9 protein-coding genes are annotated in these 13715 nt (G+C 25.6%); all 9 read right to left on the bottom strand.

Going from position 1 to position 13715, the window contains the following annotated elements; all coding sequences use genetic code 11:
• Positions 1–72 precede the first annotated feature (72 nt).
• The 9 genes from QN326_RS01640 to QN326_RS01680 all read right to left on the bottom strand — a co-directional run bounded on the left by QN326_RS01640 (position 73) and on the right by QN326_RS01680 (position 12851).
• Positions 73–939, bottom strand: coding sequence for an ABC transporter permease (locus QN326_RS01640; protein WP_034172112.1), 867 nt, complete (start codon positions 937–939; stop codon positions 73–75).
• Between the two features lie 28 nt (positions 940–967).
• Positions 968–1894, bottom strand: a complete 927-nt coding sequence (locus QN326_RS01645; RefSeq protein ID WP_011160565.1) for an ABC transporter permease — start codon at positions 1892–1894, stop codon at positions 968–970.
• Between the two features lie 182 nt (positions 1895–2076).
• Complete coding sequence (locus tag QN326_RS01650) at positions 2077–3624, bottom strand: ABC transporter substrate-binding protein (RefSeq protein WP_342386749.1); 1548 nt, start codon at positions 3622–3624, stop codon at positions 2077–2079.
• A gap of 70 nt (positions 3625–3694) precedes the next feature.
• Positions 3695–5254 (bottom strand): ABC transporter substrate-binding protein, encoded by a 1560-nt coding sequence (locus tag QN326_RS01655; RefSeq protein ID WP_342386750.1) that lies wholly within the window; start codon positions 5252–5254, stop codon positions 3695–3697.
• A 62-nt stretch (positions 5255–5316) separates the two neighbouring features.
• The gene (locus QN326_RS01660) at positions 5317–6888 is read right to left on the bottom strand and encodes an ABC transporter substrate-binding protein (RefSeq protein ID WP_342386751.1); all 1572 of its coding nucleotides are present in this window, start codon (positions 6886–6888) and stop codon (positions 5317–5319) included.
• A gap of 205 nt (positions 6889–7093) precedes the next feature.
• Positions 7094–7897 carry an ABC transporter ATP-binding protein gene (locus QN326_RS01665; protein WP_219474833.1) on the bottom strand — a complete coding sequence of 268 codons (804 nt, stop codon included), beginning with the start codon at positions 7895–7897 and terminating at the stop codon, positions 7094–7096.
• An 11-nt stretch (positions 7898–7908) separates the two neighbouring features.
• Positions 7909–8916: an ATP-binding cassette domain-containing protein gene (locus QN326_RS01670; RefSeq protein WP_041624692.1), complete on the bottom strand. Its 1008-nt coding sequence runs from the start codon at positions 8914–8916 to the stop codon at positions 7909–7911.
• A gap of 325 nt (positions 8917–9241) precedes the next feature.
• Entirely contained in the window at positions 9242–12328 is a 3087-nt protein-coding gene (locus QN326_RS01675; protein WP_342386752.1) for a hypothetical protein, read from the bottom strand.
• Between the two features lie 304 nt (positions 12329–12632).
• Entirely contained in the window at positions 12633–12851 is a 219-nt protein-coding gene (locus QN326_RS01680) for a hypothetical protein (RefSeq protein WP_156956362.1), read from the bottom strand.
• Positions 12852–13715 lie beyond the last annotated feature (864 nt).

The raw sequence follows: 13715 nt of genomic DNA on the forward strand, positions 1-13715 counted from the left end.
TTAATTTTTAATAAATTATTATTTTGTTTATTGCGATTTTAATGGTGTGTAAGTTTGCAAATATTTTATTTTCTAATTTGCATCTTTTGGATTAAAAATTTGGATAAAACCTTTACCTATTAAATTAAAAGATAAACTAGTTAATAAAATAATGATAAAAGGTCCAAAAAATAAATGAGGATAGAATCTAATATCACTTCTACTAGCATTTAAAATATTGCCCCATTCAGGAATTGTAGGATCGAGACCTAATCCAACAAAACTTAACCCCGATATTGTTAAAATAACTGTTGCCATACCTATTGTTATTCTTGTGATAATAATAGACCATAGATGAGGCAAAACATGTTTGAAAATTATACAAAATTCATTTGATCCTAAAGCTTTAGAAGCTTTGATAAAACCTTTTTGCCTAATTTTCATGGTATTTGCTCTTATGATTCGAATAAAAGTAGGAGCATTAGAAATACTTAGAGCAATTATTAATGATAATTTTTTGTTGTCTTTCAAAAAAAACATAATTAAAATAGCTAAAATAACATCGGGAAAAACTACTAAAATATCACATATAAAATTAATGATATTATCAAAAATATTTTTGAAATAACCTGAAATAATTCCTAATAACGTTCCTATTATACTAGCCATCATAATAGAACAAAAACCTATAGTTAAAGATTTTTTAGTTCCTTCTAACATTCTATTAAATAAATCATGTCCAGTAGAATCTGTTCCCATGAGATGTTTTAAACTAATGCTTTGTAAACGTTTATAATGAGATGATGCATCAGGATTTTTATATAAAGGAGTAAAAGGAATTAAATAAACAGCTAAAAATAAAATAGTTAAAAATAAAGAACCAAATAAAATATTTTTATTTTTTGCCCAATATTTTAATTTTTTTTGGAAAAAAAGAAATGGTTTAAAGTTTTTTTTCATAATAAATGATTGTATCCTTTTTGCATATTTATCCCTTTTGTTTAATTTTGGGATCTAACCAAGCATACACTAAGTCTAGAAATAAATTCCAAATAGCTATAAATAAAGCGAGTAAAATAATACAACATTGAATAACAGGATAATTTCTATTATCAAATGCATGTTTTATTAAAACACCTACCCCTTTTATTTCGAAAATATTTTCTGTAATAATAGAACCACCGATTAAAAAACTTAGAAGTAAACCGATGTGTGCTACAACAGGAATTAAAGCATTTTTTAAAGCGTGCTTAAAAATAATATTTTTTTTAGACAATCCTTTAGAATAGGCCGTTTTGATATATGGTTGTGACAAACATTCTTCCATGCTTGTTTTAGTAGTTTTAAAAACAGAACCCGATATTAATAAAGAAAGAGTTAAAATAGGCAAAACCACATGTTTAGGAGTATCAAAATCAGCTACTGGGAATAATCTTAAATAATGACCTAATGTAAGTTGCAATAAGATGCCAATGATAAAACTAGGAGAAGAAATGATGATAATAGAATAAAAATCTAGTATAAAGCTTTTTTTGGACCCTTCATAAAAAGCTGATAATGCTCCTAAAAAAATCCCTAATAAAGAACCAAAAAAACAACTTAAAAAAGCCAATTTAAAGGTATTAGTAAAAGCTTTTGTAAAAAGGTTGAAAACTGGCTCTTTTGTGCCATAATAAGATTTTCCAAAATCTCCTATAAAAATATTTTTGAAATAATTTATAAATTGAGTTTTTAAAGGTTTATCTAATCCTAATTCCTTTTCCTTTAATTTTCTTAGTTCAGGAGTAAGTCCTTTTTCAAACATAGCATCAACAGGATCACCTGGTATCATTTTCATAGTAAAAAAACTGATAAATATGACTGTTATAAATAATGTTATAGTGTATAAACTTTTTTTAAAAATATATTTTATCAACGAAATTTACCTCAAAAATTTAGAATATTTCATTTATGAATTTTTATTGGGTGATTTAAATAATATAAAAAATTATAGGTTAATTTTAATTGATGTATTAAAAAACATATTTGTTTTCTATAACGAAATTAACCATTTTTTTAATATTAAATTTTTTTTATAAATGTATTAATCAAAACCCATTATTTTTTTATGATTTTTGTAAAATCAAAATGTGAGAAAAGATCTGATTTAAAGCCTTGTTTGATATTTTTGGAAGTAATTACATAATTAGGATAACTATATAAAGGAATAACATAAAATTCTTTATGTATATATTGGCTTATTTCTTTTAATAAATTAGTATATTTTTCTTCACTTGTTTCTTTTTCAACTTGTAATAATTTATTTTCTATATGGCTTTTATCATCATTATCAATATGACAAAAATTATTGGGATTGTTGTTAGTTAAAAAATAATCACGTAAAACTTTATGCCCCCATTTTGATTCATAGTTTTCACCTAAAAAAATCATATTGTAAGAAGAGTTATCTTTTTTGGCTTCTGTTAATAAAGCTTTAAAATCCATAGGAGCAAATTCTATTATAAAACCAACTTTTCTTAGTTGTTCTATTATTTTATGTTCAAAAAGATACTCAGATTTTGTAATGCATCCTATTTTAAGTTTTTTAGCAGTTTTATCTAGTTTTTGGACATATTTTTTAGCTTGTAAAAAGTTTGTTGGATAAGCATCTAATTCGTTATCGAATCCTTTCAAGGTTTCTGGCAAAAAAGTTTTTAATTTTTGAGCAGGGATTTCCAAATCAGATATTATTTTTTCAATATCTAACGACCAAGAAATAGCTTCTCTTGTTTCTAGAGAGGTTTTATCTTTATTAATGTATAAATATCTAGCTGAAACATCTTTATTTTCAACTACTTCAACACTATGGCTTAATTTATCTTTTATAATTTGAATTTTATGAGATGGATAATCCAGACAAGCGTCTAAAGAACCATTTTCTACTTGTTGTAAATTAGTATCATTATTTTTATTAATTTTGAAAATGATTGTTTTAGGACTGTCTTTAATTGTGTCTTTATTGTAATAATTATTAAATTTTTCCATTTTGATTTCATCATTTGATTTATATTCAATTAATTTATAAGGTCCAGTGCCAATTTGTAATCCTTTTTCTTCGTTTTCTTCTACAGCTTTTTTATTTAGGATTCTGATAAAATTACAAAAAGTAAAGTGCCAATAAGGTGTTTTTTCTTTTAATTCGATTTCAAATTCTATGTTGTTTATTCTTTTGATTGCTTTGATTTCTTCAAACTGAGGATGTTTATTTTTGTGTCCTCTTTCGATTGTAAATATAACATCATCAGTTGTTATATTTACGCCATTGTGAAATAAAATATCATCTCTAAGTTTAAACTTTAATAAAGTTTTGTCTTGGTTTTGATTTGCATCACTTTCAACTAATTTAGCTAATTTACTTATGATTTTACCTTCTTTTTCTTCTAATAAAGTGTCATGAACTAAACGTAAATATCTATTAGAATAAGTAGAAAAAGTGTTTTCTGGAGAAGTAATATCAAATCCTTGGATATCTGATATAACAGCTATTTTAATTGTGTCTTTATCGTCTTCATGTTTTTTGCTTGGGAATAAATGCCACCACAAAATGATTAAAATTATAAATGTTAAAACTCCAACACTTATATATATATTTTTATTTTTTTTCATTCATTTTGATTTGTTTTTACTTTCCTAATTATTTAATTATAAATCTATTTATTATTTATTGAATATTTTTTTATTTACTTAATTGGACTTTTGTAAAATCAGTTCTTGTGAAAAGATCACATTTAAGACCTTGGACTTTTTTGCTTGTTAAGAAATATATGTTTTGTTGATAAAAAGGAACAACATATTTCTTTTGGTCTAAATGAGTTTGAATTTGTTGAATTTTTTGTACGTAAGTACTTAAATCTATATTTGTTTGAGATTGTTCTAAAAGATCTTTTAGTGTTTGGTCTCCTGAAATATGAGCCCAAGTTCCTTGGGTAGAATCCCCCTCTTTTTTTGGTGTCATATAATCTGTTAAAACTTTATGACCGTATGCCATTTCATGCATATCACTCATAAACAAAATGTCATAATCTCCTTTTTTTAAATTTGTTTTGAATGTATTAAATTCTGGTATGTCTAATGTTACTTCAAAACCTACTTCTTGTAGTTGTTCTTTTATTTTGTTTGCTACTTCTGGAGTTTCCTTAGCAGAAAAACCGAATTTAATTTTTTTATTTGGAAGTTGGCTAACTTGGTTTTTAACTTCTTGTGTGTTTGTATTATAAGCATATGAAATATTTGGATTATGACCTTTTTCTCCTTCGGGGATAAAAGTTTTTAAAGGTTTAACTGGTAATTCCAGTTGAGTAATTATTTTTTCAATATCTAAAGCTTGAGCAATTAATTTTCTTTTTTCAAGTTCAACTTTTTGATTATTCATCATTAAATAACTACATTTAACAGCGGCATTTTCAACAACTGTAATATCTTTTTGTTTTTTTGCATCGGCTACTTTATTTACTGGAAAGTCTAAGACAGCATCCACAGTCCCTGCGCTTAACTGTAATAAAGCTGTATCCTGATTAGAAATGGTTTTAAAAACGATTTCTTTTTGGCTGTTTTTTATTTTTTCTTTGTCAAAATATTTATCAAAAAGTTTTAAATTTATTACTTTTTCAGAAGAATCCCATGAAACTAATTGATAAGGACCTGAACCAACCTTAAGTCCTTCTAATTGATCTTTTGTTTGGTCTTGTTTAACTGCTTCTTGGCTTATTATTCTTTGCTTAGCGATGCTTTCATAGGCAAAAGCAGGGAATGCTTTAAGATTTAGTTTTACTTTTGTGCCGCCTTCTAATTCTTCAACTGATTCAATATTTTCATATTCATCGTGTTGTTTTCCTTTTGCTCTTTCAAAAGAAAATTTGACATCTTTTGCAGTTAATTTTTTACCGTTGTGAAATAAAACATCATCTCTGAGAGTAAAAACAACTGCATCTTCATTTTCCACTTTAAACCATGATTTAGCTACTTGAGGTAAAACATCGCCATTTTCATTTGTAGAAACTAAAGTAGAGTGGATGCAGTAAAACAATCTATCTCCTTGTGCACTTTGAGTGTGATCTTTATTTCCTGGGTCATAACCTACAATATCATTTGGCATTGCTACTACAAAATTATTTCTTGGGGGAGTTGTTTTAAAAAGCTTTTTGTAGACTACAAAACCCATTACAACAAATAAAATAACTTCTGCTCCTATAACTAATTGTTTTTTATATTTTTGTAATAATTGTTTAAAATTCATTTTTTTATTTCCTTTTTTGTTTGTGTTTTGAAAATAAAATTATTTTTATTATGAATAAAATTTTATTTACTTACTTTAACTTGGGTAAAATCAGTTCTTGTAAAAGGATCGCATGTAAGACCTTGAACTTTTTTACTCGTTAAAAAATATATGTCTTGTTGATAAAAAGGAATAACATATTTATTTGTGTATAAATGAGTTTGAATATCTTTTACTGTTTGTTCGTAAATGTTTTTATCAGTGATTGTTTGGGTTTCATCTAAAAGTTTTTTTAGTGTTGTGTCTCCTTGAATGTGAGAATGGCTTTTGGGAGTTTGTTTTCCTTCTTTTTCGAATATTGGGTTCATATAATCTATTAAAACTTTATGACCGTATGGCATTTCATTCATATTACTCATAAAAGATATGTCATATTTGCCATTTTTGGAATTTGTAAAAAAAGTAAGCGATTCTGGTATGTTTACTATAACTTCAAAACCTACCTCTTGTAATTGTTCTTTTATTTTGTGTACTACTTCTTTTATTTCTTTAAAAGAAGCTCCTAATTTAATTTCCTTGTCTTTTTCGCTTAAAAGACTAACTTTGTTTTTAACTTCGTTTTGGTTTGAATCATAAGCGTATTGAATATTTTCGTTATGTCCTATTTCTCCTTGAGGAACAAAAGTTTTTAAAGGATTAACGGGTAAATTTAGATCAGCAATTATCTTTTCGATATTTAGAGTTTGGGCGATTAATTCTCTTTTCCCCTTTTTAACTTTGTTGTTGTTGATAAATAAAACACTACATTTGGCACCTTTATTTTGGACGACTTCAATATTTTTTTTGTTGCTTGCATTAGTTATTTTGTTTATTGGAAAATCTAAGATAGCATCCACAGTTCCTTCTTCTAATTGCAATAAAGAAGTATCGTAGTTAGAGTTAACTTTAAAAAGGATTTCTTTTTGGCTGTTTTTTATTTTGTCTTTATTAAAGTATTTGTCAAAAAGTCCTAATTTTATTATTTTGTTAGAAGAATCTTCATAAATTAATTGATAAGGACCTGAACCAATTTTTAGTCCTTCTAATTGATTGTGTGTTTGGTCTTTTTCTAGTGATTCTTTACTAAGTATTTTGTATTTAGCAATAAGTTCATAGACAAAAATAGGTAAAGCTTGCAACTTAAGTTTTACCTTTGTATCATTTTCTAGCGTTTCGATTGATTTAATAATAGCATATTCGTCATTTCCTTTTTCTTTGGCTCGTTCAAAAGAAAATTTGACATCTTGTGCAGTTAATTTTTTGCCGTTATGAAATAAAACATCATCTCTTAGAGTAAAAATAATGGCATCTTCATTTTCCACTTTATCCCATGATGTAGCTACTTGAGGCAAAACATCGCCATTTTCATTTGTAGAAATTAAAGCAGAGTGAATACAACAAAATAATCTGTCTCCTTGTGCGTTGGAAGTGTGTGCTTTTTGTCCTGGATCAAATCCGTTAACATAGTTAGGAATTATAACTATAAAATCATTTCTTGGGGGTTGTTTTTGAAAAAATATTTTGTAGGTTGCAAAACTTATTATACTAAGTAAAAAAAATGTTCCACTAATAATTAAATATTTTTTATATTTTTGTAATAGTTGTCTAATGACCATTTTGCTCCTATATTCTTCTTTTTGATTTTTTTATATTGCAATTATTTAATTTTTGCGGTAAAATAAGTATTTTTTTATTGTTGTAAAAGAAATAAGAATTCAAAATATGGATGAAATGTTGGGAAATAAAAATAATATTTAGTAACAAATAATATTAATAAATATTTAGGAGATATTATTGTTGATTCACTATTTTTTTAACAAACTAAACATTATGATAACCAAGCCCAGTTTTTAAAAAATTATTAAGTAAACTTTTAGTGTAGGGGTGTTTTGGATTTTTTAATATTTGGGATGTTTTAGCACTTTCTACAATTTGTCCTTGATACATGACAATAATATCATCGGCTACTTGAGAAACTACTCCTAAATCATGGGTGATAAATAAAACAGCAGTGTTTTGTTCTTGTTGTAGACAAGCAATTAAATTAAGAATTTCTTTTTGGACAATTACATCTAGGGCAGTAGTTGCTTCGTCAGCAATTAAAAGTTTAGGTTTACAAACTAATGCCATAGCAATCATTATTCTTTGACACATTCCGCCTGAAAGTTGATGAGGATATGAATTCATTACTCTTTGAGCGTTAGGAATTTGCACTTTTTCCAAAATATCAAGAGTTTTTTGATAAGCTTGGGTGTAATCAAGTTTTTGATGGAGCATTAGAACTTCTATAATTTGATTTTTGATTTTAAAAACAGGGTTAAGGCTAGAAATGGCATCTTGGAAAATCATAGCAATTTCGTTTCCTCTGATTTTTTGCATTTCTTTTTCACTAAATTGAGAAATAATACGATTTTCAAAAGTAATTTCGCCTTGGTAAATTTTTTGGTTTTTTTCAAATAATTTGAGAATAGAAATTGCAGTTTGGCTTTTGCCGCTACCAGATTCTCCAACTATTCCTAAAGTTTTGCCTTTTTGAACTTCAAAAGAAACACCACGAACTGCTTTGATTAGACCTTTTTGGGTTTCAAAATAAGTATGTAGATTGCTAACTTTTAATAAACTCATATTTTACTCCTTTATATTTTAGTAGCTTTATTTTTTAAAGTGCAAGAAATAAAATGATTAGGGGCTACTTGATACCAATCTAGGTCTTGTTTTTGAGTGTGAAATAAAAATCTAAATTTGTTAGTTTCGTAGGTGATTGGCATTTCTTCTAAAGCTTTATTTTGAGTTTTTAATTTAGGGATAGCATTTAGAAGTTGTTTGGTGTAGGGATGATAAGGTTTTTTAAAAAGGCTTTCTGAAGGTGCTATTTCAATTACTTTTCCTAAATGCATTACACAAATGCGGTCACTTAAAAAACGAGCAACTCCTAAATCATGAGTAATAAACAAGAAAGTTAGTTGGTAATCTTTTTTTAAATCATTTAAAAGGTTTAAAATTTGGGCTTGAATTGATACATCTAATGCTGATACTATTTCATCGCAAACAACAAATTTAGGTTTAATAATTAAAGCTCTTGCAATTGCAATTCTTTGTCTTTGTCCCCCTGAAAGTTGATGAGGATAACGGTCATAAAGAGAAGTATCAATGCCACATTTTTTCATGATAGCTAGAATCATTGTTTGATATTTGGGGTCTTTTTTGCCTTTTGTCATTTTGTGGATTAAAAGTCCTTCGCCAATGATATCTGATATTTTGAGATGAGTGTTAAGGGAAGAAAAAGGATCTTGGAAAATAATTTGTAAATCTTTTCTTAAAAAGCGCTTTTCTTTATTACTTAAAGTAGTTAAATCAATTTCTTCAATGTCTTTTGTCTGTGTTTCCTTAGTTTTGGGGATTGTTTCTTTGTGATAAAAAACATTGCCTGAAGTAGGTTTTACAAGTTGTAGAAGAACTTGTCCTAAAGTTGATTTTCCTGAACCAGAGCCTCCAACTACGGCTAATGTTTCGCCTTTGAAAATGGATAAATTAATATTTTGGTTGGCTTTTAGTAAGGTATCTGGTTTTAAAAAGTTTTTTTTGATAGAAAAGTTTTTGGATAAGTTTTTAATTTCAATTAAAACTTGGTTTGAGGATGTCATTTTTGCCTCCTTTCTTAGTTTTTTGCTTCATTTTGTGAAAAATTTACTTTTTGCCTTAATCCTTAATTATTATTGTTTTGATAAATTATTATTTAAAATTTTTTTTAAGAAATTAATATTTATCACAAAATAATAATTACTTTAATTATACACTAAAAAAAATAAAAATGCAAATAGATTTTAAATATTGTTGTAATAAATGATTTTTTTGGGTGGTTTTGTTAAACTGTTTTATTCCTATATTTTTTAAGAAATTTGTTATTATATTTATTTATAAATTATAATTTCATTTTATAATATTTTATAATATCAATATTTTTTTGCTTTAAGAAATTTGTTTATCAAGGGCAATAGTTTTTTTGATTTGTTTGGTAATTTGTTTTTGGTGATGTTTTATTTTGAATTTTCCTTTTTGTTTTTGCCAAAAAAAAGACCATTTTAAAAATATAGTTTTGAGTTTGGTTTGGAAATTAGTTAGTTTGATTTTAGTAAGTAAGTTTTTTTTGGTTTTTTTGATTTGTTTTTCTATTTTGGTTATTTTTTTGTGATTAGCTTTTTGTTTGTGAGTAAATGATTGGGATATTTTTTCTTTTTGTTTGTTGAAATGTTTAAAGATTTGGTTGTTTTTTTGTTTGATGGCTATTTTTTTATGTTCGAAAAATAATTTGTCTTTTTTTTCAAAATTGAGGAGAGCTTCTTTTTTGAGGTTTGATAGTTTTTGGCGTAATTCTTTTTGTGTTTGTTGCCATGATAAATTAAGATTGATAAGAGCATCACTTAGATTTTCGTTTAATAATCCTAATTTTTCTTTCATTAAATTAGTTGTTTGGGTTAAACTTTTTTCTTTGGATTTAATTGTTTTAGTAATTTCTTGTAATAAAGATATTTGATTTTGTTTAAATGTTTTTTCCAAAGAAACATTAATAACATTTTTTATTAATTCATTTTGGTTGTAAAAAACTTTGTTAAGGTGTTTAGTTGTGTTAGTGGTATTTGTAGTTGTTTGAATTAATTTTTGTTCTTTTTTTATTTGTTCTTTGAGTAAAGTATTTAAACATTGATAAATGTTTTTTTGATAATTATTATAGAATAAAATATCTTGGATAACATTTGTGATTGTTTTTTGGCAAGCATTAAAAAAAGATTTGTTTGATATTTTGAAATTGATTAAAGGAGTAAGAGCAATGTTTTTGGAGGCAGGTTTTAAATAGTGCCATAAAGTTAAAAGTTTGGTTATTTTAAGTTTGGTTTTGTTGATTTTTTTTTGGTGTTTGTTAGTTGTTTTTTCTAAAATATGTTGGTGTTTTTTGGTTGCTTTATCTTTTTTTGTGGTGAGGTTTTTGATAATTTTTTCATAACGTTCTTTGTGAGTTTTGATTTGGTATAAAAGGGGATATAGGTCAGTTCCTTTTTGTTTGTATTTGTGAAAAAATCCTTGTATTCCTTTCTTTTTGTCAGTGTGTATTTTTTGATTAAGAAAGGTTAATTGTTTGTCATAAAAAGATATTATTTGTTCGTTAAGATTAATTTTATTTTGTAGGCTAGTTTGGTTTAATTGGTGTTTTTTTTGTAAAAGATTAATTGTTTGATTAAATTGTTTTTGAATGATAGGAAATAAGTTAGTTTCAATTATGGTTTTTATTTGGTCTAAGATTATTTGTTCGATAAGACAAGTTTTAGTTTGATAATTACTTGTAAAAGTATTAATTTGTAATTGGATTTGTTGTAAAGTTTGTTCTAATAATGTGCTTTCTTTTTGCCAAGATGGATAAGTGTTGAGTAAATTATTTAAAGTTTGTAAAAGTTCTATATTTTGGGTTTGTAATAATAAATAGATGTCTTTTTGCATTAAGGTGATGTCTTGTAAAAAGAGATGTTTTTCTTTTTCTTGGGTAAGTTTGAAGGTTAGAAAATCATCTTTTTGAAATATTTTATTAAGTGTTAATTGGGTTTGGAAGTTGTTAATTTCTTTTTTTAAAGTAGTTGTTTGTTCTAAATAATAATGTTGGATTTTGGTTTTTTCTAATTTTAGTTGTAGGGCAATACTTTTAGTTTTAAGGTCAAATTCTTGTTTTTTTGCAAAGAAATGATAATGATAATCTATTTGGTAATTGTTTTTTTTACGTTGTAAGGCTAAAAGAGTTTTTTGATAAGCAAAGAAAGTTTCTTGATAGTCTTTTTGATTATCAAAGATAGCTGTTTCTTGGAGATGTAAGTTAAGGACTGTTTTTATTTGTTCTTTGATACCGTTTATTTTTTGGGAGAATAAATAATTTGTTTTTTGGTGGATGAGATGATAAATTTTTTCTAAGGTTTGTTGGTAGATGTGTTTGTATTTGTTTTGTTTGTGGTGTTCTAAATGCCACATATTAATTGCTTGTTGGTGTAAAAGATTGATGAGGTGATATTGTTGGCTCCATAAAGATTTTTGGTTTTGGTAAGAAAGGCAGTTTGTTTGTTGTTTGTAAAAAAGAGCTTTTTTGGATGTTTCAATTTGGTAATTGGAAAGAATTGGTATATTTATAAAAGGAAAAGGTCTTATTTGGAGAAAAAAAGCTTGTATTTGTGCTTGGATGATAGTTTTTTCTTGTTGGTAAGCATCTTTTATGGTGTCTAGTTTTTTGTCGTTTATACTTAGTTTATTTTGGTATAGTTTGTGAGTTTTGGTAATGGTTTTTTGATAAGTTTGTTTTTTTGTAGTCTTTATTTGTTCTAAGATGCAAATTGATTTGCCTTTGTCTTTTTCTTGTAAATTAAGAGTTGTTTCTAGTTGTTTTAATAAATTGGTGTTTTTTTGATTGAGGTTAAAATCAGTAGTATAAAAGTTTTGTTTTGATTCTTGGTTTTGTTTTTGGTTTTTGAGTTCTAATTTTTGTTTGTCTTTTTCAATTTGAATTAATAAATTATTAATGTTGTTATTTTTGTTGTTGAGATTAGTTATAAGAGTAGTTTCTTTGTGATTGTTTTTTTTAGTAATTTCCTTGAGTTCTTTTTGTAAGATTTCTTTTAATTGGAGGTTTTTATCGTTGTTTTTGTTTTTTTGATAAATAAGTTCTTGGGTTAAAAGAGTTTGGGTTTTTTGTTGTTGTGAGTTGTATTTTTGGAGGATTGTTTTTTTATTGGTTTGGAGTTTTTCTATTTGTGCGTAAATGTTTAATAATATGTGATGGTATTTTTCTTGTAATTGTTTTGTTTGGGTATTGTGTTTGTTATTTAGGGTTTGTAGTCTTTGATTTAATTGTTTGTTTTGGTTGTTTGTAATAATGTTTGGGGTTGTGTTTTTTTCTTGGATGTTTTTTAGGTTTGTGATATTATTTGTTAATTGGGATAAAAAAGGAGAGAAAAAATCGCTTGATAATGTTTTATTGCGTTTTAAGAATAAAGCCAAAAATCTATTATAATATGATGACATAAAATTTTTCCTTCAATCTAAATATTGATTAAACAATATAAAAACACTTAATTGTAGTTTATTATTAATTTTTTTTGTAATGTTATATTATTTTGGTTTTTCAAAGAAATAAGTTCTAAATTATTTTATCATTTACCTTTATCATAACATAAACCAAATTAATTTGGGATGTAAAAAAGAATACTTAGCTTTTATATTTAGATCTTAAAAACAAAAAAACTATCCTGAAGGATAGTTTCTTTCATTATTTATATTATTTTTATTTTTTAAATAGTTTATTAATTTATTTTAAATATGGAAATAATTATTTCTTACGATAAGGTTTATACCAAGTTGTTTTTTTAGGATAGAGATATTTTTGGATTAAAGTTGGTTCATAGTAAAAAATATATAAACTATTGTATTTATTTTTCATGTTTATGATTGCTTCTAAGGTATGTGTTTTATCCTTAATAAATGGCATTTTTCCATCATGATAGATAAATATAATATTTTGGGGACAATTAATAATTGACTTAGACATTAATTCGCCTTTGTTTTGATTAATTGTTTTGTGAAATGAGACTTTTTTGTAATAATTAGGATCAATATTTTTATGTATAAAGATAATAGCTTTATTAGTGTTTTTTACTTTAATGTTATGAATTGTATTATTTAGAGTCTCTTTTTTTACTTTTATTTTAAAAGTACTTTTGATTTGATAGTTTAATTTAAATGTTGAATGTGCTTTAATAAAATAAGAATTAATGTTAAGTAATAGTATTAATATATTTATAATTATAAGCATTAAAAAGGAATTAAAGTTTATATTTGGTCTTTTTTTAGAAGTCTTGTTAATTTTGTTAATGTAAAAAACAGACTCCTTTCTTTTAAAAAAGGTAGTTAATATTAATTATAAGTATAAATTATTAAGCTACCAAAAAGATAATATAAATTAATATATATAATTAAAAAGATAAAAGAAAAGATTTATTGTTGTTTATTGTTGAGTGTTTGCCCAATCTCTCAGACGCCTTACCATTCCTGAAATCCATCTAGAAGTAGGTTTTTAGCTCCATCTAATTTTTTGGTATTTTCTATGTCATGGTAAAAAATATACAAATTTGTATATTTGCCTGTCATTTTTGTTAGTTCTTGATAAGTATATTTTTTATCTAGGTCACCTCGAATTTCTCCATCATGATATAAACAAATTGTACTTGGCTCGCATGTTCCTGTAGCAATTTCGAACGATATATTCCCATCTTTTATTCTATTTATTGTTTTTCTTTTGGTTAATGTTCCATTAAAATTAGGATTAATCTTTTCTTTAATATGTTTTATTATTTTGTCCAGGTGGGAATCCCAATCCCCTTCAATTTCTACAAGGTGTAATTTTGGTCCTTGT

The organism is Candidatus Phytoplasma asteris (genome assembly GCF_038505995.1).
GTDB classification, from domain to species: Bacteria; Bacillota_I; Bacilli_A; order Acholeplasmatales; family Acholeplasmataceae; genus Phytoplasma; species Phytoplasma asteris.